The following is a 20,701-nucleotide window of genomic DNA, read 5'->3' as shown; positions in this document are numbered from 1 at the left end:
CACTCTCGCCAAACTTTCAGCTGCTTTGCCTGTTTTGCAACTAACCTGAAGATCAGGCCCATTCCAATTTCACAGGAGCTGTCATGCATTTCGATGAAGTCAAAGCGGAAGATTTCACCACCTTCTCCCGTGTACCGCCCCCCCACCTGCAGATGGAGCAGTTTCTGATGCAGCTCGGAGGAGGAGGAACTGAAGGAACCAGTTTCAAGAAGAAAGTGATGATGGCGGCTGGCTGGAGTCACACCGGCGTCGTCTCTTACGGAAAGTATCCACAAGAGGCCTGCAAGGCATTCAACCGACTGCGGGAGGTGCTGGCCCAGCATGGAGAGCCCGAGAGTATCTTGCTGCCCTGACGCAGTGATCCTGAGCTTCGCGTGTAAAAAAGCCCCTTGCGGGGCTTTTTGCATTCAGAGGCGTTCCGGACGGTTTCGTTACTTTTTCGCTTTGGAAAGCGCTGCCGCGAAGGCGTTGCCCATGGCACCACCCATTGGGGCGCTTTGGCGCGGCTCATTTCTTGGTTTGGCGTTGCCAGCGCTACTGTTGCGCGCTTCAGTCGGCTTGCGGGAAGCTTGCCCCGCTTTCTCGTCGAGGCGCATGGTCAGGCTAATCCGCTTGCGTGGGGCGTCCACTTCCAGCACCTTGACCCGCACAATGTCGCCCGCCTTGACCACCTCACGGGGATCCTTGACGAAACGGTCGGTCAGGGAGGAAATATGCACCAGCCCGTCCTGATGAACACCGATATCGACGAAGGCGCCGAAGTTGGTGACGTTGGTGACCACCCCCTCCAGCACCATCTCGGGCACCAGGTCGCTGATCTGCTCCACCCCTTCCTTGAAGGTCGCGGTTTTGAACTCGGGGCGCGGGTCGCGGCCCGGCTTGTCCAGTTCGCCGATGATGTCGGTGATGGTAGGTACGCCGAATTGCTCATCGGTGTAATCGGCCGGTTTCAGGCTGCGCAGCAGGCTGCTGTTGCCGAGCAGGCTCTCCACGGTCTGCTCCAGCTTGGCGAGGATCCGCTCCACCACCGGATAGGATTCCGGATGTACCGCCGAGCTGTCGAGGGGATTGCTGCCGCCGCGAATGCGCAGGAAGCCAGCACACTGTTCGAAGGCTTTGGGGCCGAGTCGGCTCACTTTCAGCAATTGCTGACGGCTCTTGAAGGCGCCGTGCTCATCCCGATAGGCGACGATGTTCTGGGCCAGCGTCTGGGAGAGGCCGGAAACCCGGTTGAGCAGGGCGACCGAGGCTGTGTTCACATCGACCCCGACCGCGTTCACGCAATCCTCGACCACGGCATCCAGCCGGCGGGCCAGCTGGCTCTGGCCGACGTCATGCTGATACTGGCCGACCCCGATACTCTTGGGATCGATTTTGACCAGTTCGGCCAACGGGTCTTGCAGGCGGCGGGCGATGGAGACGGCGCCACGGATCGAGACGTCGAGATCCGGGAACTCCTGGGAGGCGAGTTCGGAGGCGGAGTAGACCGAAGCCCCTGCTTCGCTCACCACTATCTTCTGCGCCTTAGCGGCGGGGTAGCGCTCGAACAGGTCGCTGACCAGCCGGTCGGTCTCTCGCGAGGCGGTGCCGTTGCCGATGCTGATGAGCTCGACCTTGTGTTTCTGGCACAGCTCGCTCAGGGTCTTGAGGCTCTGATCAATCTGGCGTTTCGGTTCGAACGGATAGATGGTGGCGTGATCGACCAGCTTGCCGGTGGCATCCACCACGGCAACCTTGACCCCGGTGCGGATGCCCGGATCCAGCCCCATGGTGCAGCGCATGCCGGCCGGGGCCGCCATCAGCAGATCCTTGAGGTTCATGGCGAACACCTTGATCGCCTCCTCCTCTGCCGACTCGCGGATACGGCCGATCAGCTCGGTCTCCATCTGAAGCGACAACTTGATCTTCCAGGTCCAGCTCACCACCCCTTGCAGCCATTTGTCGGCCGGGCGGTTCTGCAGATTGAGCTTGAGGTGGTGGGCAATGATCCCTTCGCAGGGGCTGGCACTCTCATCGTCACCGGTGACCAGCGCCAGATTGAGGATCCCTTCATTGCGGCCGCGCAGCATGGCCAGCACCCGGTGGGAGGGGGCCTTGTGCAGTGGTTCGTCGTGTTCGAAGTAATCCTTGAACTTGGCCCCTTCCTGCTCCTTGCCTGCCACCACGCGGGCGCGCAGGGTGGCATTTTGCCACAGGTAGTCGCGCAGCTTCTCCAGCAGGTCGGCCTGCTCGGCGAAGCGCTCCATCAGGATATAGCGGGCGCCGTCGAGGGCTGCCTTGCTGTCGGCAATGCCCTGTTCGGGATTGAGGAAGGTGGCTGCAGCTTGCTCGGGATCCTGCATCGGGTCGCTGAGCAGCAGGTTGGCAAGCGGCTCCAACCCGGCTTCGATCGCCATCTGCCCCTTGGTGCGGCGCTTGGGCTTGTAGGGGAGGTAGAGATCTTCCAGCCGGGTCTTGCTGTCGGCGCCATTCAATTCGCGCATCAGCTCGGGGGTCAGTTTGCCCTGCTCTTCGATGGAGCGAATGATCACCTGACGGCGATCTTCCAGTTCACGCAGATAGCCGAGGCGGCTCTCCAGGGTACGTAGTTGGCTGTCGTCCAGACCGCCGGTCACCTCTTTACGGTAACGGGCGATAAAGGGCACGGTCGAGCCTTCATCCAGCAGGCGCACTGCGGCCTGCACCTGCTCGGGGCGAGCATGGAGCTCACCGGCAATCTGTCTCTCTATGGTTTGCATCATGATGTTGTTGAGGGCCTCTGTGGTCGAGTCCGCGCCATCAGGCGCCAAGTGTGAGCACTATATGGGGTCGTGTTGCGGGATGCCACCCTGCGCCGGGGTCTGCACCCGTCAGACTGATAAAGCCGCAGGGGAGGGCGCCTATCTTGCCGTTGCACCTGTGACTCAGGATGTGGCTGTGGCAAGCAGCGCGCCAGCAGTCCGGCTATTTGGGGTAGCTGATCTCGTTGATATACCAGCAGACGTCACCAACTGGCGTACGGACGATGGCCTCATCACCGACCTCTTTCTTGAGCAGGGCGCGGGCCATGGGGGAGTCGATGGAGATGTAATCCTTGCGCTCGAAGATCTCGTCATAGCCGACGATGCGAAAGCGCTTGGTCTCGCCCTCATCGTTTTCCACCTCGACCCAGGCGCCGAAGAAGACCTTGCCCTCCTGCGCGGGGGCATAGTCGACGATCCCCAGCTCTTCGAGGCACTTGCGCAGGTAACGCACCCGCCGATCGATCTCCCGCAGCCGCTTCTTGTTGTACTGGTAGTCGGCATTTTCGCTGCGATCCCCCAGACTGGCGGCCCATGCCACCTTCTTGGTGACCTCGGGGCGCTCCTGGCGCCAGAGGAAATCGAGCTCTTCTTTCAGCTTGTTGTAGCCTTCGCGGGTGATCAGCTTTGTCTTCATGGTGATGCGGACCTGTCAAAGAGGGGTATTCATCGCTAACTGCTCGGGAATATTAGCTTTTGTCCTCTTGCTGTCGAGGGAAATCGTGATGGCTCGGCTGGCGCCATTCAGGGAGTAGCTGGCCAGCGCAGTGGCTTGATGGCCGTCACGCTCTCGGGACGGGTAATAACCGGTAACATATTTGTGCTTTGCTCCCGCTATATCCCCCCCTAGTATTGGGGGCAGCTAAAGAATGAAGAGGCAAAGCAATGAGTCAGCAGCAATACAAGGTCCTGGTTGTGGACGATGACCTGAAATTACGTTCCCTGTTGGAACGCTATCTCACCGAGCAGGGATTCGTAGTACGCGGCGTGGCCAATGGCGAGCAGGCCGATCGCTTGCTGACTCGTGAAAACTTCAGTCTGATGGTGCTCGACCTGATGTTGCCGGGGGAAGATGGACTCTCCATCTGCCGCCGTCTGCGGGAAGCGGGCAATCAGATCCCGGTGCTGATGCTCACTGCCAAGGGGGATGAAGTCGATCGCATCGTCGGGCTCGAGATGGGGGCCGATGACTATCTGCCCAAGCCGTTCAACCCCCGCGAACTGTTGGCGCGGATCCGTGCCGTGCTGCGCCGTCATACCGTCGAGTTGCCGGGGGCTCCCTCGGCTGCAGAGAAGGTGGTCAACTTCGGAGCTTTTCAACTCAATCTCGCGACCCGCGAGCTGAGTCGGGATGGCGAGCCGATGGCGCTCACCAGCGGTGAATTTGCGGTGCTCAAGGTGCTGGTCAGCCATCCGCGCGAGCCGCTCTCCCGCGACAAGCTGATGAATCTGGCCCGTGGCCGTGAATACACCGCCACCGAGCGCAGCATCGACGTGCAGGTCTCTCGCCTGCGCCGCCTGCTGGAACAGGATCCGGCCCAGCCCCGCTACCTGCAGACCGTTTGGGGTCTGGGGTATGTGTTCGTGCCAGATGGTGACGGTGCATGAAAAAGGTCGGCAGCATGTTCTCGCGCATGCTCTGGTTTCTGGCTGCCGTTCTGGTGGTCTATCAAGCAGTCTCCTACGTCACCTTCTACAACTATCTGCTGGCGCCAACCGTCAAGCAGATCAGTCACTTGCTGGCCAATCAGGTCAAGCTGATCTTTCCGGTCAACACAGAACAACTGGCGCTGAGTGAAGATGCCGAGGCGCTGGTCTATGTGACGACCGGTACCGACATCTATACCCAGAGCGAGGCGGTGCAGCATGGCTTCAACGATGCCAAGCCGTACCCCTATCTGGAGGAGAACATCAGCCGCGAACTGGGTGGCCCGGCCAAGGTGCGGGTCGAGATCCAGGATCATTACATCATCTGGATCCAGCCGCCGCAGGCCAGCAAAATCTGGGTGCGGATCCCGCTGACCGAGATTGAAGATGACGATATCGAACCCCTCATCATCTATCTGAGCGTGCTGCTGGTGATCACTCTGTTTGCGGCCTGGCGCTTTGCCCGGCAGCTGGTGCGCCCGCTCGAGGATCTCGAGGCTGGTGCCGTTGCTGTTTCCAGGGGCCATTTCCCCGAGGCGCTGGGGGAGCTGGGCTCAAGGGAGGTGCGGCGGCTGACCCGCACCTTCAACCATATGTCCCACTCCATCAAGAGCCTGATCGAAGAGCGTAACCTGATGATGGCGGGGGTCTCCCACGATCTGCGTACCCCGCTGACCCGCATCCGGCTGGCCACCGAGATGATGTCCTCCGGTGACGAGTACCTCAAGGAGAGCATCAACGCCGACATCGATGAGTCCAATGCCATCATCGATCAGTTCATCGATTACATCCGCCCGGATGAAGGTCAGGATCTGGAGCCGATCGACCTGACCCAGCTGGTGCACGATACCTTGCTGATCTACTCGGAGCAGGGGCTGGAGGTCGATCTGGCGCTGCCGCAAGAGGCGGTGCGGGTGGCCTGCAATCCGGTCAGTATCCGGCGAGTGTTGAACAACCTCTCAAGCAACTCGCAGCGTTACGGGGCGAGCCGCTTGCATGCCGAGCTCAAGGACGATGGGCACTGGGTGCGCCTGCGCCTCTCCGATGATGGCCCCGGGATTCCGGAGCAGGACTACTCCCGAGTGCTCAAGCCGTTTACTCAGGGTAATGTGGCGCGGACCGTCGGTGGTAGTGGCTTGGGGTTGGCTATCGTGGCCAAGATAGTCGCCCAGCACCATGGCACTATCCGGTTGGGAAGTTCGGATCTCGGCGGCCTGCTGGTCGAGATGCGGCTGCCGAAACATCAGCCACAGGAGTGGATGGATTGAGAGAAGGGCGTATCCGTGGATACGCCCTTCTGCATTGTCAGCTCTTGGTTTCGACTGATGCTCGATAGCGTTTGCCGTACTTGAGCTGCTGGATCAGCAGGGCGGCAACGATGAGCGCCAACCCGATGGGGGTGGCCGGATGGATGGCTTCGCCGATCAGCAGATTGAGCAGCACCAGCGAGGCAAACGGAGAGATGAAGATGAGGTTGCTGATGGGGGCCGTGTTGGTGGCATGGCGCAGCGCCATCAGCCAGAGCACGAAACCGAAGCCCATTTCGAACAGTCCCACATAGATGGCACCAGCCCATCCCTGCCAGGCGGTCATGGCAAAATCGGAGAGCAACCAGGTCGCCACGACGATAAAAGGCAGGCTGATCATAAAGCCGAGCAACAGGCTGACAATGGGATCGCCCTGATTGCGGGTGTTGAGGATCCAGTAGCTGGCCCAGATGAGGGTCGAGACCAGCGCCAGCGTCACGCCGAGGGGGCTGTCGAACTGGAGGCCGAATACATCCCCTCTGGTGGCGATCACCAGCGCGCCAAAATACCCCAGCACGATAGCGACGCAATCACGCCGACGCAGCTTCTGGCCGAGGAAGGGGACGGCCAGCAGACTGAGGGTAATGGCCCAAGTGTAGTTGAGGGTCTGTGCCTGCTGGGCAGGCAGCAGATCATAGGCTTTGAACAGCAACAGGTAATAGAGAAAGGGATTCAGTACGCCCAGAGTCAGGTAGTAGATAGGGCGGGCCTTGATGTAGCTCCCCAGCAGCGGCAGTTTGCCCTGTTTGGCGACGACGGCTGTCAGCGTGAGAGTCGAGGTGAAGGCGGCCACAAGCAACAGTTGCACAGGTTCGAAATAGGCGAGGGAGATCTTGAAGGCTGTGGCGACCGTCGACCAGAGGGCAACGGCGCAAAGGCCATACTGATAGGCTTTCTTTTGATCTTTGAGCATGGGATGTCGTTCCACTGACAGAGGCAAGCACACAGTCTACCAGTCTGCTTGTAACATTGTCGTTACCTGGGTATTGGCAGCAGAGTGTGTTGCCGCAGACGAGATCCATCTGTCACATAAAACTGCGCATAATCTGTTCGCTCTCCCTTGCGCAAATTTGAAAAATCCGTATAATCCCCTCCGCTTACCCAAGAGGTAAGCCAGACGATATGTCTGCTGCTGAGTTTCCTGTTTACAGGAGCCAGCCATACAGTCCTCCCGATATGGGGGGAAACGTGAAAAATCACACCTCTGGCGGGAGAAATCTCGGTCGGGCGGTGTTGATTTATGTTCTTTTATCTATTGGAGCTCTGTCAATGCAGAACCAAAGAATCCGTATCCGCCTGAAGGCTTTTGATCATCGCCTGATTGATCAATCCACTGCGGAAATCGTTGAAACTGCTAAGCGCACTGGCGCGCAGGTTCGCGGTCCTATTCCGCTGCCGACTCGCAAAGAGCGCTTCACCGTCCTGATCTCCCCGCACGTCAACAAAGATGCGCGTGATCAGTACGAGATCCGCACTCACAAGCGTCTGGTAGACATCGTTGAGCCGACTGACAAGACCGTAGACGCCCTGATGCGTCTGGATCTGGCAGCTGGTGTAGACGTCCAGATCAGCCTGGGTTAATTACGGAAAGAGGTTGATAACAATGACAATCGGTCTTGTAGGTCGCAAAGTGGGTATGACTCGCATCTTCACTGAAGATGGCGTTTCTATCCCGGTGACTGTTATCGAAGTTGAAGCTAACCGTGTAACTCAGGTCAAATCTGTAGAAACCGACGGCTACAACGCTATTCAGGTTACCACTGGCGCCAAGAAAGCCAGCCGTGTGACCAAGCCGGAAGCTGGCCACTTCGCCAAAGCTGGTGTAGAAGCCGGTCGCGGTCTGTGGGAATTCCGCCTGAACAACGGTGAAACTTTCACTGTTGGTAGCGAGCTGAAAGTAGATCTTCTCGCTGACGTTAAGCTGGTAGACGTTACCGGCACATCCAAAGGTAAGGGCTTTGCTGGTACTGTTAAGCGCCACAACTTCCGCACCCAGGATATGACCCACGGTAACTCCTTGTCTCACCGCGTTCCGGGTTCTATCGGTCAGAACCAGACTCCGGGTCGTGTATTCAAGGGCAAAAAGATGGCTGGTCACATGGGTGCTGAGCGTGTAACGACTCAGAACCTGGAACTGGTTCGTGTTGACGCTGAACGCAACCTGCTGCTCATCAAAGGTGCAGTACCGGGTGCAACCAACGGCAACGTGATCGTCAAACCTGCCGTCAAAGCGTAACGTCTGAGGAGATAGTAATGGAATTGGTAATGAAAGACGCCAAGAGCGCTCTTGAAGTTTCCGAGACTACCTTCGGGCGCGAATTCAACGAAGCTCTGGTTCACCAGGTCGTCGTTGCATATGCCGCTGGTGCCCGTCAGGGTACTCGTGCGCAGCTGACTCGCTCTGAAGTGTCTGGTGGCGGCAAAAAGCCGTGGCGTCAGAAGGGTACTGGTCGTGCCCGTGCTGGCTCCATCCGTTCGCCCATCTGGCGTTCCGGTGGTGTGACTTTTGCTGCTAAGCCGCAAGATCACAGCCAGAAAGTAAACAAGAAGATGTACCGCGGCGCTATCCGTAGCATTCTGTCCGAGCTGGTACGTCAAGAGCGCCTGATCGTTGTTGAGAAGTTCGGCATCGAAGCTCCGAAGACCAAAGAACTGATCGCCAAGCTGAAAGAAATGGAACTGACTGACGTTCTGATCGTGACTGCTGAAGTCGATGAGAACCTGTTCCTGGCTGCTCGCAACCTGTACAAAGTTGACGTGCGTGACGTTGCCGGTATCGACCCGGTCAGCCTGATCGCTTTCGACAAGGTTCTGATGACTGCTGATGCAGTTAAGCAAATCGAGGAGATGCTGGCATGATCCGTGAAGAGCGTCTGCTGAAAGTTCTGAAGGCTCCGCACATCTCTGAAAAGAGCACCATGGTTGCAGAAAAGCAGAACACTATCGTGTTCAAAGTTGCTGTTGATGCTACCAAGGCGGAAGTCAAAGCTGCAGTTGCGAAACTGTTCGAGGTCGAAGTTGAGACCGTCCGTACCCTGAACATGAAGGGTAAGACCAAGCGCGCAGGTGCACGCGTAGGCCGTCGTTCCGATTGGAAAAAGGCTTATGTGACCCTGAAAGCTGGTCAGGACATCGACTTCATGGGCGCAGCCGAGTAAGAGGAGTTCTCAAAAATGGCAATCGTTAAGTGCAAGCCTACTTCTCCGGGCCGCCGCCACGTCGTCAAGATCGTCAATCAAGAGCTGTACAAGGGCAAGCCCTTCGCCGCTCTGCTGGACAGCAAAAGCAAGTCCGGTGGTCGTAACAACAACGGCCGTATCACTACCCGTCATATCGGTGGTGGTCACAAGCAGCACTACCGTATCGTCGACTTCAAGCGCGACAAAGACGGTATCCCGGCTAAAGTAGAGCGCCTGGAATACGATCCGAACCGTACCGCTAACATCGCTCTGGTGTTGTATGCAGACGGTGAGCGTCGTTACATCCTGGCTCCGAAAGGCCTGAAAGCTGGTGACGCGATCGCTTCTGGTGCTGATGCAGCCATCAAGGTAGGTAACGCCCTGCCGATGCGCAACATCCCGGTTGGTTCTACCGTTCACGCTGTAGAGATGAAGCCTGGTAAAGGTGCCCAGCTGGCTCGTTCCGCTGGTACTTTCATCCAGATCCTGGCTCGTGAAGGTAACTATGTAACTCTGCGTCTGCGTTCCGGCGAAGTACGTAAAGTTCTGGCCGAGTGCCGCGCTACCATCGGTGAAGTCGGTAACTCCGAGCACATGTTGCGTCAACTGGGTAAAGCCGGTGCAAACCGCTGGCGTGGTATTCGTCCGACCGTTCGCGGTATGGCGATGAACCCGGTTGACCACCCGCACGGTGGTGGTGAGGGTCGTAACAAGGGCATGCAGCCTGTGTCCCCATGGGGCCAGAAGGCTAAAGGCTTCAAGACCCGTAAGAACAAGCGTACCGACAAGTACATCGTACGTCGTCGTAACAAGTAATTGTTAACATAGAGGAATCACCATGCCACGTTCTCTCAAGAAGGGTCCATTTATTGACCTGCACTTGCTGAAGAAGGTAGAGAAAGCGGTGGAAAGCGGGGATAAAAAGCCGGTTAAAACCTGGTCCCGTCGTTCAATGATCATCCCGAACATGATCGGTTTGACCATCGCTGTCCATAATGGTCGTCAGCACGTTCCGGTTTTCGTTACCGAAGAAATGATCGGTCACAAACTGGGTGAATTCGCACCGACTCGTACTTATCGCGGCCATGCTGCTGATAAGAAGGCTAAGAAGCGCTAAGGGATAAATGATGGAAGCTATCGCTAAACACCGTTATGCCCGTACTTCTGCCCAGAAAGCTCGTCTGGTAGCCGATCAAGTACGTGGTCTGTCCGTAGACAAGGCTCTGAATATCCTGACCTTCAGCCCGAAAAAGGCTGCAGTGCTGGTTAAGAAAGTGCTGGAATCTGCCATTGCAAACGCTGAGCACAACGAAGGCGCCGATATCGACGCGCTGCGTGTTGCTACTATCATGGTCGACGAAGGTCCCTCCATGAAGCGCATCCGTCCGCGTGCCAAAGGTCGTGCGGATCGTATCCTCAAGCGTACCGCTCACATCACTGTAGTGGTATCCGACGCTAAGGCTGGGAGATAAGCAATGGGTCAGAAAGTACATCCTAATGGCATTCGCCTGGGTATTACCAAGCCTTGGAATTCTACCTGGTTCGCGAACACCAAAGACTTCGCTGACAACCTGTACAGCGATTTTCAAGTACGCCAGTTCCTGACCAAGGAACTGAAAAACGCGTCCTTGTCCAAGATCACCATTGAGCGTCCGGCCAAGAGCATCCGTGTGACCATTCACACCGCTCGTCCGGGTGTTGTCATCGGTAAGAAAGGCGAAGACGTTGAGAAGCTGCGCAAAGCTGTAGCCACTATTGCTGGCGTGCCTGCTCAGATCAACATTTCCGAAGTCCGCAAGCCGGAGCTGGATGGCAAACTCGTTGCCGACAGCATCACTTCCCAGCTGGAGCGTCGTGTAATGTTCCGTCGTGCTATGAAGCGCGCCGTACAGAACGCAATGCGCCTGGGTGCCAAGGGCATCAAAGTGGAAGTTTCCGGTCGTCTGGGCGGCGCTGAAATCGCGCGTACCGAATGGTACCGTGAAGGTCGTGTGCCGTTGCACACCCTGCGTGCCGACATCGACTACGCAACTTCTGAAGCCCACACCACTTACGGTGTGATCGGCGTTAAAGTTTGGATCTTCAAGGGCGAAGTTCTGGGCGGTCTGGCTGCTGTTAACGCTGCCGCTGCTCAAGAGCAAGCTCCTGCAAAGCCCAAGCGTGACAACAAGCGCCGCGCTGCTAAGTAAGGAGATTCGGTAAATGTTGCAACCTAAGCGTACTAAATTCCGCAAGACCCACAAGGGTCGTAACCGCGGTCTGGCCACCTCTGGTAACGAAGTATCCTTCGGTACCTTTGGCCTGAAGGCGACATCCCGTGGTCAACTGACTGCTCGTCAAATCGAAGCAGCCCGTCGTGCCATGACCCGTCACGTTAAGCGTCAAGGTAAGATCTGGATCCGTGTGTTCCCGGACAAGCCCATCACCGAAAAGCCCCTCGAAGTTCGTATGGGTAAAGGTAAGGGTAACGTGGAATACTGGGTTTGCCCGATCCAGCCTGGCAAGGTTCTGTACGAGATGGACGGTGTACCTGAGGCTCTGGCGCGTGAAGCGTTTGCCCTGGCCGCAGCTAAGCTGTCTGTTCAGACCACTTTCGTAATTAAGACGGTGATGTGATGAAAGCCCAAGATCTGCGTCAAAAGAGCGTCGAAGAACTGAACCAGGAGCTGCTGGGCCTGCTGCGTGAGCAATTCAACATGCGCATGCAAGCGTCCACCGGCCAGCTGGCTCAGACTCACACTCTGAAACAAGTGCGTCGTGACGTCGCACGTATCAAGACTGTACTGACTGAGAAGGCAGGTGCGTAATGACTGACAAGATCCGTACTCTGCAAGGTCGTGTAATCAGCGACAAGATGGACAAGTCCATCACTGTTGCTATCGAGCGCAAGGTAAAGCACCCGATCTACGGTAAGATCATCAAGCGCACTACCAAGCTGCACGTGCATGACGAAAACAACGAGTGCAAAGCTGGCGACCTCGTGGAAATCCGCGAATGCCGCCCGCTGTCCAAGACCAAGTCCTGGACCCTGGTTGCCGTTGTAGAAAAGGCCTAATCGGTACTTTGTAGTCCAAGCGGCCCCTTTCAGGGGCCGTTTGTTTTTTAGGCTACCTTTTCTGAAAATCCTGTGTTATAGTTTCGCGCCTTTTGAAGGCAGCCAGATCCCATTAGGGATAAGAAGTAAACAAAGCGGAGCACTAAGATGATCCAGATGCAAAGTATGCTGGGTGTTGCCGACAACTCCGGCGCTCGCAGTGTAATGTGTATTAAGGTTCTGGGTGGCTCGCACCGCCGTTACGCCGGCATCGGCGACATCATCAAGGTTTCCATCAAGGAAGCCATTCCTCGCGGTAAAGTGAAGAAAGGTGATGTGTATAACGCGGTGGTCGTACGCACCCGTAAAGGCGTTCGTCGTCCGGACGGCTCTGTCATCCGTTTCGACAACAATGCGGCTGTGTTGCTTAACAACAACCAACAGCCAATCGGTACTCGTATTTTTGGCCCGGTGACCCGTGAACTGCGTAATGAGAAGTTCATGAAGATTGTGTCCCTGGCACCCGAAGTACTGTAAGGAGTCGAACGATGGCAGCTAAAATCCGTCGCGAAGACGAAGTGATTGTTCTTACCGGCAAAGACAAGGGCAAGCGTGGCAAAGTCACTCAAGTCCTGATTGCAAAAGGTAAGGTAATCGTGGAAGGCATCAACCAGGTGAAGAAACACCAGAAGCCGGTACCCGCACTGGGTCAGGCTGGCGGTATCGTCACCAAAGAAGCCCCCATCGATGTATCAAACGTAGCGCTGTTCAACTCTGCCACTGGCAAAGCTGACCGCGTTGGTTTCCGGATTGAAGACGGCAAAAAAGTCCGTTTCTTCAAATCCACCGGCGAACTTGTGAAGTAATTGGAGTTTAACGATGGCGAAACTGCATGATTACTACAAATCCGATGTAGTAAATGAACTGTCCAAGCAGTTCGGTTACAAGACTATCATGCAAGTCCCTCGGATCGAGAAAATCACCCTGAACATGGGTGTTGGTGAAGCGATCTCTGACAAGAAATTGCTGGAAAATGCTGCTGCCGATATGGCTGCCATTTCCGGTCAGAAGCCGCTGATCACCAAAGCTCGCAAATCTGTTGCGGGCTTCAAGATTCGTGAAGGCTACCCGATAGGTTGTAAAGTAACCCTGCGTGGCGAGCGTATGTGGGAGTTCCTGGAACGGCTGATCTGCATCTCCGTACCGCGTATCCGTGACTTCCGTGGCCTGAACGCTAAAGCGTTCGATGGTCGTGGTAACTACTCCATGGGCGTGCGTGAGCAGATCATCTTCCCGGAAATCGACTATGACAAAGTCGATCGCGTCCGTGGTCTGGATATCACCATCACCACTTCCGCGAATACCGATGAAGAAGGCCGTGCTCTGCTGGCTGCCTTTAACTTCCCATTCCGCAAGTAAGGTTAGGGTTATGGCTAAAACATCCATGAAAGCGCGCGAAGCAAAGCGTGCCAAGCTGGTAGCCAAGTACGCGACCAAGCGTGCCGAGCTGAAAGCTATCATCGTTGACATGAACGCTTCTGAAGAAGCGCGTTGGGATGCTGTACTGCAACTGCAACAGCTGCCCCGTGATTCCAGTCCGTCCCGCCAGCGTAACCGTTGCAATATTACTGGTCGTCCGCACGGTTTCCTGCGCAAGTTTGGCCTGTCTCGCATCAAGGTGCGTGAGCATGCCATGAAGGGCGAAATTCCGGGCCTGAAGAAGGCTTCTTGGTAACGAATCTCGGGAGTTAGACTTATGAGCATGCAAGATCCGATCGCGGATATGCTGACCCGCATCCGTAACGGTCAGGCGGCGAGCAAAGTTGCGGTTTCCATGCCTTCTTCCAAGCTGAAAGTGGCTATCGCCAAAGTGCTGAAAGAAGAAGGTTACATCGCTGGCTACTCCGTAGCTGGTGACGTGAAGCCGGAACTGGAAATTGAACTGAAATATTTCCAGGGCAAGCCAGTTGTAGAACTGATCCAACGCGTAAGCCGTCCAGGCCTGCGTATTTACAAGCGCACTACTGATCTGCCGAAAGTTATGGGCGGTCTCGGTGTTGCTATCGTGTCCACGTCTAAAGGTGTGATGACTGACCGTGCTGCTCGCAAAGCAAGCATGGGCGGTGAGATCATCTGCTACGTCGCTTAATAGGAGGTAGGAAATGTCTCGTGTTGCTAAGGCACCCGTCACTATTCCTGCTGGCGTAGAGGTGACTCTGAACGGCCAGGAACTGACCATCAAAGGTGGTAAAGGTTCTCTGGTTCGCTCTATTCACGCCGGTGTAGAAGTGACCAAAGAAGACAATGTACTGAAGTTCGCCCCGCGCGGCAGCATCGCTGGTGCTGACGCTCAGGCCGGTACTGCCCGTGCATTGGTCAACAACATGGTAATCGGTGTTACCCAAGGCTTCGAGCGCAAGCTGCAGCTGGTTGGTGTAGGTTATAAAGCCTCCATCAAGGGCAATGCTGTTGCGCTGGCTCTGGGCTTCTCTCACCCGGTAGAGCATGCGCTGCCGGCTGGTGTGACCGCTGAGTGCCCGACTGCTACAGAAATCGTTCTGCGTGGCGTCGACAAGCAGCTGGTTGGCCAAGTCGCCGCCGATATCCGTGCTTACCGCGCTCCGGAGCCCTACAAGGGCAAGGGTGTACGCTATGCCAACGAGCAAGTGCGTACTAAAGAAGCTAAGAAGAAGTAAGGTAACACTATGGACAAGAAAGCAGCTCGTCTCCGTCGTGCTACTCGTGCTCGGAAAAAGATGCAGGAACTGGGAGCTACCCGTCTGGTTGTTCACCGTACCCCGCGTCATATCTATGCGCAGGTTATTGCAGCCAACGGTTCCGAAGTTCTGGCCTCTGCTTCCACAGTAGAGAAAGCCATCAGTGAAGCTCTGAAATACACCGGTAACGCAGATGCTGCTACCGCTGTAGGTAAGGCTATCGCTGAGCGTGCTATTGCCAAAGGCGTTCAGAACGTATCTTTCGATCGTTCCGGTTTCAAGTATCACGGTCGCATCGCTGCCCTGGCAGCTGCCGCACGTGACGCTGGTCTTCAGTTCTAAGCTAGGAGTCGAAGATGGCTAAAGTCGAATCTCAAGCCGGCGAACTGCAAGAAAAGCTCATTGCAGTAAACCGTGTTTCGAAAACTGTTAAAGGTGGTCGTATCATGTCCTTCACCGCGTTGACCGTGGTGGGTGATGGTAACGGCCGTGTAGGTTACGGTTACGGTAAAGCCCGTGAAGTTCCGGCTGCTATTCAAAAAGCAATGGAACAGGCTAAGCGTAACCTGAACAAGGTTGAGCTGAACAACGGCACTCTGCACCACCCGGTGCGTGGTGTTCACTCTGGCTCCACCGTGTTCATGAAGCCGGCCTCCCAAGGTACTGGTATCATTGCAGGCGGCGCTATGCGTGCTGTTCTGGAAGTTGCCGGTATCCACAACGTGCTGGCCAAGACCTACGGTTCCACCAACCCAATCAACGTTGTTCGCGCAACTGTAGACGCTCTGGTTCACGGTCAATCACCGGAACAGATCGCTGCCAAGCGTGGTCTGCGCGTTGAAGAAATTCTGGGGTAATGCGACATGGCTAACACTGTAAAAGTAACTCAAACTCGCAGCTCTATCGGCCGTCTGCCAAAGCACAAGGCGACTCTGCGTGGTCTGGGTCTGCGTCGCATTGGTCACACCGTTGAGCTGGAAGATACTCCTTGCGTACGCGGCATGATCAACCAGGTTTATTACATGGTTAAGGTGGAGGGCTAAGCATGCGTCTGAACACTCTGTCTCCGGCCGCTGGTTCCAAGCCTGAAAAACAACGTCGTGGTCGTGGTATCGGCTCCGGCCTGGGCAAGACTGGTGGTCGTGGTGTTAAAGGCCAAACCTCTCGTTCCGGTGGCGGCAAAGTTCGCAACGGTTTCGAAGGTGGCCAGATGCCTTTGAAAATCCGTCTGCCGAAGTTCGGTTTCTTCTCTCGCAAATCTTTGGTTTCTGCCGAAGTGCGTCTGAACGAAATCGCCCTGGTAGAAGGTGATGTGGTCGACCTGAGCACTCTGAAGCAAGCCGGTGTTGTTACTAAGAACATCGTGTTCGCTAAAGTTGTTCTGTCAGGCAACATTGACCGTGCTGTGACCGTTCGTGGTCTGTCCGTCACCAAAGGTGCACGCGCAGCCATCGAGGCCGCTGGCGGTAAAATCGAGGAATAATCAGTACAATGGCTAAGAAACCAGGATTGGATGTTAAAGCACAGGGTGGTCTGAGTGAACTGAAGAGCCGTCTGCTCTTCGTTCTCGGGGCGATTATCGTTTTCCGTGCAGGCTCTTATGTGCCGATTCCTGGTATTGACGCCGCCGTACTGGCCGAGTTGTTCCAGCAACAGAAGGGCACCATCATTGAGATGTTCAACATGTTCAGTGGTGGTGCACTCTCGCGTGCTTCTATTCTTGCGTTGGGGATCATGCCGTACATTTCGGCATCGATCATTATCCAGCTGCTGACAGTGGTTCACCCCGCTCTTGCTGAACTCAAGAAAGAAGGTGAATCCGGCCGTCGCAAGATTAGCCAATATACCCGTTGGGGCACGCTGGTTTTGGGAACTTTCCAGGCCATTGGTATTGCAACCGGTCTGCCGAATATGATGCATGGACTCGTGACTAATCCGGGTTTGGGCTTCTATTTCACAGCGGTTGTGAGTCTGGTCACCGGTACCATGTTTTTGATGTGGTTGGGTGAGCAGATTACCGAGCGTGGGATTGGTAATGGTATCTCGTTGATTATTTTCACAGGTATCGTTGCTGGTCTGCCGCATGCCATTGGCGCTACGGCCGAACAGGCACGTCAAGGGGAATTGCACATCCTGCTGTTGTTGTTGCTGGGCTTGATTGTTTTCGCAGTGACTTACTTTGTGGTGTTCGTGGAGCGTGGTCAGCGTCGTATCGTCGTTAACTATGCCAAGCGTCAACAAGGCCGCCAGGTATTTGCCGCGCAAAGCACACATCTGCCGTTGAAAGTTAATATGGCTGGTGTGATTCCTGCGATTTTCGCATCCAGTATCATCCTCTTCCCAGGGACCATTACCTCTTGGTTTGGTCAGGGTGAGGGTAAAGTAGCTGATATCCTGCAACAGGTCTCTATGGTCCTGCAGCCGGGTCAACCGCTTTACGAGATGCTGTATGCAGCAGCCATTATCTTCTTCTGCTTCTTCTATACCGCGCTGGTGTTCAACCCCCGCGAGACAGCAGATAATCTGAAGAAGAGTGGAGCCTTTATCCCGGGGATTCGCCCGGGCGAGCAGACAGCACGTTACATCGATAAGGTTATGACTCGCCTGACATTGGCAGGTGCGCTCTATATAACCTTTATCTGTCTGGTACCCCAGTTCTTGATGACTGCCTGGAACGTACAGTTCTACTTCGGTGGCACCTCGCTGCTGATTATCGTGGTAGTTATCATGGACTTCATGGCTCAGGTACAAACCCATATGATGTCTCATCAATATGGCGACGTCCTGAGGAAGGCCAACCTGAAGGGCTACGGCCGCTAAAGGTCGGCGTAGTTACGGAGTTAAGCAATGAAAGTTCGTGCTTCCGTTAAGGCAATCTGCCGTAACTGCAAAATCATCAAGCGTCACGGTGTGGTGCGTGTGATTTGCAGCGAGCCAAAGCATAAACAGCGCCAAGGCTAATTTTTTACGGTTAGTACTTGCAACAAATAGTTGTGCTGGCTAATATAGCCAGCCAACTTTTGTTGTGTATTGGTTGACCGCCACGTATCCGCTCACGGGCTTTGTGGTGGTCGTAATCTACTATATGTAGGAGTGAATAGTGGCCCGTATCGCTGGCATTAACATTCCTGACCATAAGCATGCAGTCATCGCTTTGACTGCTATTTATGGCGTCGGTCGTACCCGCTCCAAGGCCATCTGTGCCGCAGCCGGTATCGCTGAGAATGTGAAAATTAAAGACCTGGACGAAGCTCAGATCGAGAGTCTGCGTGAACAAGTAGGTAAATTCACCGTTGAAGGTGACCTGCGTCGTCAGATTTCCATGAACATCAAGCGATTGATGGATCTGGGTTGCTACCGTGGTTTGCGTCACCGTCGTAGCCTGCCTGTTCGTGGTCAACGTACCAAGACCAACGCTCGTACCCGTAAGGGTCCGCGCAAGGCTATCAAGAAGTAACGGGAAGGTAGAAAATGGCTAAAACTCCGACTCGTGCTCGCAAGCGCGTTAAAAAGCAAGTGAGCGACGGTATTGCGCACGTTCATGCATCTTTCAACAACACAATCGTGACCATTACTGACCGTCAGGGCAATGCTCTGTCTTGGGCTACTTCTGGTGGTTCCGGTTTCCGTGGTTCTCGTAAGTCCACCCCGTTCGCTGCTCAGGTAGCTGCCGAGCGCGCTGGTGAGATGGCCAAAGAATATGGCGTCAAGAACCTGGAAGTCATGGTCAAAGGTCCGGGTCCCGGTCGTGAGTCTTCCATCCGCGCCCTGAACGCGGCTGGTTTCCGCATCACTAACATTACTGATGTGACTCCGATCCCGCACAACGGTTGTCGTCCTCCCAAGAAGCGCCGCGTATAACGCTGTAGCTACTTGGTCTAGGATTGTTGGAGAAAGAAGATGGCAAGATATATCGGTCCTAAGCTTAAGCTTAGCCGTCGTGAGGGCACCGACCTCTTCCTGAAGTCAGGTGTTCGTGCGATTGATTCTAAGTGCAAGATTGACACCGCCCCTGGTCAGCACGGTGCGCGTAAAGCGCGTCTGTCCGACTACGGTGTTCAGCTGCGCGAGAAACAAAAAGTTCGTCGTATCTACGGCGTATTGGAAAAACAGTTCCGCAACTACTACCGCGACGCTGCCCGTCAAAAGGGTAACACCGGTGAAAACCTGTTGCAGCTGCTGGAAGGTCGTTTGGACAACGTTGTTTACCGTATGGGCTTCGGCGCTACCCGTGCTGAATCTCGTCAGCTGGTGAGCCACAAGGCCATCATGGTAAACGGTCGCGTTGTGAACATTCCTTCTTTCCAGGTTTCCCCTGAGGACGTGATCTGCGTTCGTGAGAAGGCTAAGAAGCAAGCGCGAATCAAAGCTTCCCTGGAAGTTGCTGGTCAGCGTGAGAAGCCGACTTGGGTAGAGGTTGACGCCGCTAAAATGGAAGGTGCTTTCAAGCGTCTGCCAGAGCGTTCCGACCTGTCTGCCGACATTAACGAACAGCTGATCGTCGAGCTTTACTCCAAGTAAAGCTAGCTTCTAAAGAGAGGACACAATGCTGGGTTCTGTAACAGATTTTCTTAAACCGCGGCTAGTTGACATCGAGCAAGTTAGCCCGACTCATGCGAAAGTGACTCTTGAGCCACTCGAGCGTGGCTTTGGTCACACGCTGGGCAACGCCCTGCGTCGTATTTTGCTGTCATCTATGCCCGGTTGTGCAGTTACTGAAGTCGAAATTGACGGGGTACTGCATGAGTACAGCAGCAAAGAAGGTGTACAGGAAGACATTCTTGAAATCCTGCTCAACCTGAAAGGTATCGCTGTGAAGCTGGAAGGCAAGGACGAGGTAACTCTGTCCCTGACCAAGTCTGGAACAGGCCCCGTTACCGCTGGTGATATCACTCACGGTGATGAAGTCGAGATCGTAAACCCGGAGCACGTAATCTGCCATCTGACTGGTGCCAATGCTGAAATCAGCATGCGCCTGAAAGTTCAGCGCGGTCGTGGTTATGTGCCTGCTTCTGCTCGTGTTCACAACGATGACGAAGAGCGTCCTATTGGTCGCCTGTTGCTGGACTCCGCGTTCAGCCCCATCGTTCGTATTGCCTACAATGTTGAGGCAGCGCGTGTGGAACAGCGTACCGACTTGGACAAGCTGGTCATCGACATGGAGACCAATGGTACCCTGGATCCTGAAGAAGCCATCCGTCGTTCTGCCACTATCTTGGCCGAGCAACTGGAAGCCTTCGTGGATCTGCGCGATGTCAGCGTGCCCGAGAAGAAAGAAGAGAAACCCGAGTTTGATCCGATTCTGCTACGTCCTGTCGATGATTTGGAGCTGACAGTTCGTTCTGCGAACTGTCTGAAGGCAGAAGCTATCCACTATATTGGTGATCTGGTACAGCGTACCGAAGTTGAGTTGCTTAAGACTCCTAACCTCGGTAAGAAGTCCCTGACTGAGATCAAGGACGTGTTGGCCTCCCGTGGTCTGTCTCTTGGCATGCGCCTTGAGAACTGGCCGCCCGCCAGCATCGCTGACGAGTAATCCAGATTACGGGTTTCACAGATTTAGTTAGAAGGATAAGGTCATGCGCCATCGTTTGAGTGGTCGTCAACTGAACCGGAACAGCAGCCATCGTCAGGCTATGTTCCGCAACATGGCCAGCTCCCTGGTTCGTCATGAGATCATCAAGACGACTCTGCCTAAGGCAAAAGAGCTGCGTCGTGTAGTTGAACCGCTGATCACCCTTGCCAAGACTGATAGCGTTGCTAATCGTCGTCTGGCATTTGCCCGCACTCGCGATAACGCGATCGTGGCTAAGCTGTTCAATGAACTGGGCCCGCGCTACCTGGAGCGCGCCGGCGGTTATACTCGCATTCTGAAATGCGGTTTCCGTGCAGGCGACAACGCCCCTATGGCTTATATTGAGCTGGTAGACCGCCCGGCCGCTGCTGAAGCAGCTGCTGAGTGATAAAGAAAAAGCCGGGCTTGTCCCGGCTTTTCTTTTAATGAATTCTGATACTGCCTCAACTGCCTCAACTGCCT

34 protein-coding genes are annotated in these 20,701 nt (G+C 55.3%); 31 read left to right on the top strand and 3 right to left on the bottom strand.

The window, feature by feature from the left end; genetic code table 11:
• Positions 1 to 83: 83 nt before the first annotated feature.
• Positions 84 to 353, top strand: coding sequence for a hypothetical protein (locus ACTG2S_RS00510; protein WP_439981840.1), 270 nt, complete (start codon positions 84 to 86; stop codon positions 351 to 353).
• Positions 354 to 431: 78 nt separating this feature from the next.
• Here the strand turns inward: ACTG2S_RS00510 and ACTG2S_RS00505 are convergent, their stop codons facing one another.
• Together ACTG2S_RS00505 and greB are read right to left on the bottom strand one after the other, a co-directional pair.
• The gene (locus ACTG2S_RS00505) at positions 432 to 2,741 is read right to left on the bottom strand and encodes a Tex family protein (protein ID WP_439981839.1); all 2,310 of its coding nucleotides are present in this window, start codon (positions 2,739 to 2,741) and stop codon (positions 432 to 434) included.
• 202 nt (positions 2,742 to 2,943) lie between these two features.
• Positions 2,944 to 3,417: a transcription elongation factor GreB gene (greB, locus tag ACTG2S_RS00500; RefSeq protein ID WP_042081654.1), complete on the bottom strand. Its 474-nt coding sequence runs from the start codon at positions 3,415 to 3,417 to the stop codon at positions 2,944 to 2,946.
• A gap of 248 nt (positions 3,418 to 3,665) precedes the next feature.
• Between greB and ompR the strand changes: the two genes are divergently transcribed.
• On the top strand, positions 3,666 to 4,388 hold the full coding sequence (ompR, locus tag ACTG2S_RS00495) for an osmolarity response regulator transcription factor OmpR (RefSeq protein WP_005340625.1): 723 nt from the start codon (positions 3,666 to 3,668) through the stop codon (positions 4,386 to 4,388).
• Complete coding sequence (gene envZ, locus ACTG2S_RS00490; protein WP_139440675.1) at positions 4,385 to 5,695, top strand: two-component system sensor histidine kinase EnvZ; 1,311 nt, start codon at positions 4,385 to 4,387, stop codon at positions 5,693 to 5,695. The genes ompR and envZ overlap by 4 nt, the downstream gene beginning before the upstream one ends.
• Before the next feature lie 37 nt (positions 5,696 to 5,732).
• Here the strand turns inward: envZ and ACTG2S_RS00485 are convergent, their stop codons facing one another.
• A complete protein-coding gene (locus ACTG2S_RS00485; RefSeq protein ID WP_124928236.1) occupies positions 5,733 to 6,647 on the bottom strand; it encodes a DMT family transporter in 915 nt (304 codons plus the stop codon).
• A 356-nt stretch (positions 6,648 to 7,003) separates the two neighbouring features.
• Between ACTG2S_RS00485 and rpsJ the strand changes: the two genes are divergently transcribed.
• The 28 genes from rpsJ to rplQ all read left to right on the top strand — a co-directional run bounded on the left by rpsJ (position 7,004) and on the right by rplQ (position 20,627).
• Positions 7,004 to 7,315: a 30S ribosomal protein S10 gene (rpsJ, locus tag ACTG2S_RS00480; RefSeq protein ID WP_005307944.1), complete on the top strand. Its 312-nt coding sequence runs from the start codon at positions 7,004 to 7,006 to the stop codon at positions 7,313 to 7,315.
• 22 nt (positions 7,316 to 7,337) lie between these two features.
• Positions 7,338 to 7,970, top strand: a complete 633-nt coding sequence (rplC, locus tag ACTG2S_RS00475; RefSeq protein ID WP_005340620.1) for a 50S ribosomal protein L3 — start codon at positions 7,338 to 7,340, stop codon at positions 7,968 to 7,970.
• A gap of 17 nt (positions 7,971 to 7,987) precedes the next feature.
• Positions 7,988 to 8,593, top strand: coding sequence for a 50S ribosomal protein L4 (gene rplD, locus ACTG2S_RS00470; protein WP_005340616.1), 606 nt, complete (start codon positions 7,988 to 7,990; stop codon positions 8,591 to 8,593).
• A complete protein-coding gene (gene rplW / locus ACTG2S_RS00465; RefSeq protein WP_005307955.1) occupies positions 8,590 to 8,892 on the top strand; it encodes a 50S ribosomal protein L23 in 303 nt (100 codons plus the stop codon). The genes rplD and rplW overlap by 4 nt, the downstream gene beginning before the upstream one ends.
• Positions 8,893 to 8,907: 15 nt before the next feature.
• Entirely contained in the window at positions 8,908 to 9,729 is an 822-nt protein-coding gene (gene rplB, locus ACTG2S_RS00460) for a 50S ribosomal protein L2 (protein ID WP_005340614.1), read from the top strand.
• Positions 9,730 to 9,751: 22 nt separating this feature from the next.
• Positions 9,752 to 10,030 (top strand): 30S ribosomal protein S19, encoded by a 279-nt coding sequence (rpsS, locus tag ACTG2S_RS00455; protein WP_005307960.1) that lies wholly within the window; start codon positions 9,752 to 9,754, stop codon positions 10,028 to 10,030.
• Between the two features lie 10 nt (positions 10,031 to 10,040).
• Complete coding sequence (rplV, locus tag ACTG2S_RS00450; RefSeq protein ID WP_005319741.1) at positions 10,041 to 10,385, top strand: 50S ribosomal protein L22; 345 nt, start codon at positions 10,041 to 10,043, stop codon at positions 10,383 to 10,385.
• Between the two features lie 3 nt (positions 10,386 to 10,388).
• On the top strand, positions 10,389 to 11,102 hold the full coding sequence (gene rpsC, locus ACTG2S_RS00445; protein ID WP_005307962.1) for a 30S ribosomal protein S3: 714 nt from the start codon (positions 10,389 to 10,391) through the stop codon (positions 11,100 to 11,102).
• A 13-nt stretch (positions 11,103 to 11,115) separates the two neighbouring features.
• Entirely contained in the window at positions 11,116 to 11,529 is a 414-nt protein-coding gene (gene rplP / locus ACTG2S_RS00440) for a 50S ribosomal protein L16 (protein WP_005340612.1), read from the top strand.
• Positions 11,529 to 11,720 carry a 50S ribosomal protein L29 gene (gene rpmC, locus ACTG2S_RS00435; RefSeq protein WP_005307965.1) on the top strand — a complete coding sequence of 64 codons (192 nt, stop codon included), beginning with the start codon at positions 11,529 to 11,531 and terminating at the stop codon, positions 11,718 to 11,720. The genes rplP and rpmC overlap by 1 nt, the downstream gene beginning before the upstream one ends.
• Positions 11,720 to 11,968, top strand: coding sequence for a 30S ribosomal protein S17 (rpsQ, locus tag ACTG2S_RS00430; RefSeq protein ID WP_005307966.1), 249 nt, complete (start codon positions 11,720 to 11,722; stop codon positions 11,966 to 11,968). The genes rpmC and rpsQ overlap by 1 nt, the downstream gene beginning before the upstream one ends.
• Positions 11,969 to 12,115: 147 nt before the next feature.
• On the top strand, positions 12,116 to 12,484 hold the full coding sequence (gene rplN, locus ACTG2S_RS00425) for a 50S ribosomal protein L14 (RefSeq protein WP_005307975.1): 369 nt from the start codon (positions 12,116 to 12,118) through the stop codon (positions 12,482 to 12,484).
• Positions 12,485 to 12,495: 11 nt separating this feature from the next.
• Positions 12,496 to 12,813: a 50S ribosomal protein L24 gene (rplX, locus tag ACTG2S_RS00420; RefSeq protein WP_005307977.1), complete on the top strand. Its 318-nt coding sequence runs from the start codon at positions 12,496 to 12,498 to the stop codon at positions 12,811 to 12,813.
• Between the two features lie 13 nt (positions 12,814 to 12,826).
• Positions 12,827 to 13,366: a 50S ribosomal protein L5 gene (rplE, locus tag ACTG2S_RS00415; RefSeq protein ID WP_005331162.1), complete on the top strand. Its 540-nt coding sequence runs from the start codon at positions 12,827 to 12,829 to the stop codon at positions 13,364 to 13,366.
• Between the two features lie 10 nt (positions 13,367 to 13,376).
• Positions 13,377 to 13,682: a 30S ribosomal protein S14 gene (gene rpsN / locus ACTG2S_RS00410; protein WP_005340609.1), complete on the top strand. Its 306-nt coding sequence runs from the start codon at positions 13,377 to 13,379 to the stop codon at positions 13,680 to 13,682.
• A 21-nt stretch (positions 13,683 to 13,703) separates the two neighbouring features.
• Positions 13,704 to 14,096, top strand: a complete 393-nt coding sequence (gene rpsH / locus ACTG2S_RS00405) for a 30S ribosomal protein S8 (RefSeq protein WP_005307980.1) — start codon at positions 13,704 to 13,706, stop codon at positions 14,094 to 14,096.
• A 13-nt stretch (positions 14,097 to 14,109) separates the two neighbouring features.
• Positions 14,110 to 14,643, top strand: coding sequence for a 50S ribosomal protein L6 (gene rplF, locus ACTG2S_RS00400; RefSeq protein WP_005340607.1), 534 nt, complete (start codon positions 14,110 to 14,112; stop codon positions 14,641 to 14,643).
• 9 nt (positions 14,644 to 14,652) lie between these two features.
• A complete protein-coding gene (gene rplR / locus ACTG2S_RS00395; RefSeq protein WP_005340606.1) occupies positions 14,653 to 15,006 on the top strand; it encodes a 50S ribosomal protein L18 in 354 nt (117 codons plus the stop codon).
• Positions 15,007 to 15,020: 14 nt separating this feature from the next.
• Positions 15,021 to 15,521: a 30S ribosomal protein S5 gene (gene rpsE, locus ACTG2S_RS00390; protein ID WP_005340605.1), complete on the top strand. Its 501-nt coding sequence runs from the start codon at positions 15,021 to 15,023 to the stop codon at positions 15,519 to 15,521.
• 6 nt (positions 15,522 to 15,527) lie between these two features.
• Positions 15,528 to 15,707, top strand: coding sequence for a 50S ribosomal protein L30 (rpmD, locus tag ACTG2S_RS00385; protein ID WP_005307985.1), 180 nt, complete (start codon positions 15,528 to 15,530; stop codon positions 15,705 to 15,707).
• Positions 15,708 to 15,709: 2 nt separating this feature from the next.
• Entirely contained in the window at positions 15,710 to 16,147 is a 438-nt protein-coding gene (gene rplO / locus ACTG2S_RS00380) for a 50S ribosomal protein L15 (protein WP_005340604.1), read from the top strand.
• 8 nt (positions 16,148 to 16,155) lie between these two features.
• On the top strand, positions 16,156 to 17,484 hold the full coding sequence (secY, locus tag ACTG2S_RS00375) for a preprotein translocase subunit SecY (protein WP_005340602.1): 1,329 nt from the start codon (positions 16,156 to 16,158) through the stop codon (positions 17,482 to 17,484).
• A 27-nt stretch (positions 17,485 to 17,511) separates the two neighbouring features.
• The gene (gene rpmJ / locus ACTG2S_RS00370; protein ID WP_005319705.1) at positions 17,512 to 17,625 is read left to right on the top strand and encodes a 50S ribosomal protein L36; all 114 of its coding nucleotides are present in this window, start codon (positions 17,512 to 17,514) and stop codon (positions 17,623 to 17,625) included.
• 139 nt (positions 17,626 to 17,764) lie between these two features.
• Positions 17,765 to 18,121 carry a 30S ribosomal protein S13 gene (gene rpsM, locus ACTG2S_RS00365; RefSeq protein ID WP_005307991.1) on the top strand — a complete coding sequence of 119 codons (357 nt, stop codon included), beginning with the start codon at positions 17,765 to 17,767 and terminating at the stop codon, positions 18,119 to 18,121.
• A gap of 14 nt (positions 18,122 to 18,135) precedes the next feature.
• The gene (gene rpsK, locus ACTG2S_RS00360; protein ID WP_005307993.1) at positions 18,136 to 18,525 is read left to right on the top strand and encodes a 30S ribosomal protein S11; all 390 of its coding nucleotides are present in this window, start codon (positions 18,136 to 18,138) and stop codon (positions 18,523 to 18,525) included.
• Between the two features lie 39 nt (positions 18,526 to 18,564).
• The gene (gene rpsD, locus ACTG2S_RS00355) at positions 18,565 to 19,185 is read left to right on the top strand and encodes a 30S ribosomal protein S4 (RefSeq protein ID WP_005340600.1); all 621 of its coding nucleotides are present in this window, start codon (positions 18,565 to 18,567) and stop codon (positions 19,183 to 19,185) included.
• Positions 19,186 to 19,210: 25 nt separating this feature from the next.
• A complete protein-coding gene (locus tag ACTG2S_RS00350) occupies positions 19,211 to 20,200 on the top strand; it encodes a DNA-directed RNA polymerase subunit alpha (RefSeq protein WP_005307997.1) in 990 nt (329 codons plus the stop codon).
• Positions 20,201 to 20,243: 43 nt separating this feature from the next.
• Complete coding sequence (gene rplQ / locus ACTG2S_RS00345) at positions 20,244 to 20,627, top strand: 50S ribosomal protein L17 (protein WP_005307999.1); 384 nt, start codon at positions 20,244 to 20,246, stop codon at positions 20,625 to 20,627.
• The last annotated feature ends 74 nt before the right edge of the window (positions 20,628 to 20,701 follow it).

The organism is Aeromonas sp. 82P, assembly GCF_051919365.1.
In the GTDB taxonomy this organism is placed as follows: Bacteria; Pseudomonadota; Gammaproteobacteria; order Enterobacterales; family Aeromonadaceae; genus Aeromonas; species Aeromonas veronii.
The sequence above is the reverse complement of the archived record's forward strand: the minus strand, read 5'-3'. Positions and strand labels throughout refer to the sequence as shown.

Coding starts and splice junctions, on each gene's coding strand:
- ACTG2S_RS00510 (WP_439981840.1), top strand. CDS start 84: ATGCATTTCGATGAAGTCAAAGCGGAAGATTTCACCACCTTCTCCCGT.
- ACTG2S_RS00505 (WP_439981839.1), bottom strand. CDS start 2,741: ATGATGCAAACCATAGAGAGACAGATTGCCGGTGAGCTCCATGCTCGC.
- greB (WP_042081654.1), bottom strand. CDS start 3,417: ATGAAGACAAAGCTGATCACCCGCGAAGGCTACAACAAGCTGAAAGAA.
- ompR (WP_005340625.1), top strand. CDS start 3,666: ATGAGTCAGCAGCAATACAAGGTCCTGGTTGTGGACGATGACCTGAAA.
- envZ (WP_139440675.1), top strand. CDS start 4,385: ATGAAAAAGGTCGGCAGCATGTTCTCGCGCATGCTCTGGTTTCTGGCT.
- ACTG2S_RS00485 (WP_124928236.1), bottom strand. CDS start 6,647: ATGCTCAAAGATCAAAAGAAAGCCTATCAGTATGGCCTTTGCGCCGTT.
- rpsJ (WP_005307944.1), top strand. CDS start 7,004: ATGCAGAACCAAAGAATCCGTATCCGCCTGAAGGCTTTTGATCATCGC.
- rplC (WP_005340620.1), top strand. CDS start 7,338: ATGACAATCGGTCTTGTAGGTCGCAAAGTGGGTATGACTCGCATCTTC.
- rplD (WP_005340616.1), top strand. CDS start 7,988: ATGGAATTGGTAATGAAAGACGCCAAGAGCGCTCTTGAAGTTTCCGAG.
- rplW (WP_005307955.1), top strand. CDS start 8,590: ATGATCCGTGAAGAGCGTCTGCTGAAAGTTCTGAAGGCTCCGCACATC.
- rplB (WP_005340614.1), top strand. CDS start 8,908: ATGGCAATCGTTAAGTGCAAGCCTACTTCTCCGGGCCGCCGCCACGTC.
- rpsS (WP_005307960.1), top strand. CDS start 9,752: ATGCCACGTTCTCTCAAGAAGGGTCCATTTATTGACCTGCACTTGCTG.
- rplV (WP_005319741.1), top strand. CDS start 10,041: ATGGAAGCTATCGCTAAACACCGTTATGCCCGTACTTCTGCCCAGAAA.
- rpsC (WP_005307962.1), top strand. CDS start 10,389: ATGGGTCAGAAAGTACATCCTAATGGCATTCGCCTGGGTATTACCAAG.
- rplP (WP_005340612.1), top strand. CDS start 11,116: ATGTTGCAACCTAAGCGTACTAAATTCCGCAAGACCCACAAGGGTCGT.
- rpmC (WP_005307965.1), top strand. CDS start 11,529: ATGAAAGCCCAAGATCTGCGTCAAAAGAGCGTCGAAGAACTGAACCAG.
- rpsQ (WP_005307966.1), top strand. CDS start 11,720: ATGACTGACAAGATCCGTACTCTGCAAGGTCGTGTAATCAGCGACAAG.
- rplN (WP_005307975.1), top strand. CDS start 12,116: ATGATCCAGATGCAAAGTATGCTGGGTGTTGCCGACAACTCCGGCGCT.
- rplX (WP_005307977.1), top strand. CDS start 12,496: ATGGCAGCTAAAATCCGTCGCGAAGACGAAGTGATTGTTCTTACCGGC.
- rplE (WP_005331162.1), top strand. CDS start 12,827: ATGGCGAAACTGCATGATTACTACAAATCCGATGTAGTAAATGAACTG.
- rpsN (WP_005340609.1), top strand. CDS start 13,377: ATGGCTAAAACATCCATGAAAGCGCGCGAAGCAAAGCGTGCCAAGCTG.
- rpsH (WP_005307980.1), top strand. CDS start 13,704: ATGAGCATGCAAGATCCGATCGCGGATATGCTGACCCGCATCCGTAAC.
- rplF (WP_005340607.1), top strand. CDS start 14,110: ATGTCTCGTGTTGCTAAGGCACCCGTCACTATTCCTGCTGGCGTAGAG.
- rplR (WP_005340606.1), top strand. CDS start 14,653: ATGGACAAGAAAGCAGCTCGTCTCCGTCGTGCTACTCGTGCTCGGAAA.
- rpsE (WP_005340605.1), top strand. CDS start 15,021: ATGGCTAAAGTCGAATCTCAAGCCGGCGAACTGCAAGAAAAGCTCATT.
- rpmD (WP_005307985.1), top strand. CDS start 15,528: ATGGCTAACACTGTAAAAGTAACTCAAACTCGCAGCTCTATCGGCCGT.
- rplO (WP_005340604.1), top strand. CDS start 15,710: ATGCGTCTGAACACTCTGTCTCCGGCCGCTGGTTCCAAGCCTGAAAAA.
- secY (WP_005340602.1), top strand. CDS start 16,156: ATGGCTAAGAAACCAGGATTGGATGTTAAAGCACAGGGTGGTCTGAGT.
- rpmJ (WP_005319705.1), top strand. CDS start 17,512: ATGAAAGTTCGTGCTTCCGTTAAGGCAATCTGCCGTAACTGCAAAATC.
- rpsK (WP_005307993.1), top strand. CDS start 18,136: ATGGCTAAAACTCCGACTCGTGCTCGCAAGCGCGTTAAAAAGCAAGTG.
- rpsD (WP_005340600.1), top strand. CDS start 18,565: ATGGCAAGATATATCGGTCCTAAGCTTAAGCTTAGCCGTCGTGAGGGC.
- ACTG2S_RS00350 (WP_005307997.1), top strand. CDS start 19,211: ATGCTGGGTTCTGTAACAGATTTTCTTAAACCGCGGCTAGTTGACATC.
- rplQ (WP_005307999.1), top strand. CDS start 20,244: ATGCGCCATCGTTTGAGTGGTCGTCAACTGAACCGGAACAGCAGCCAT.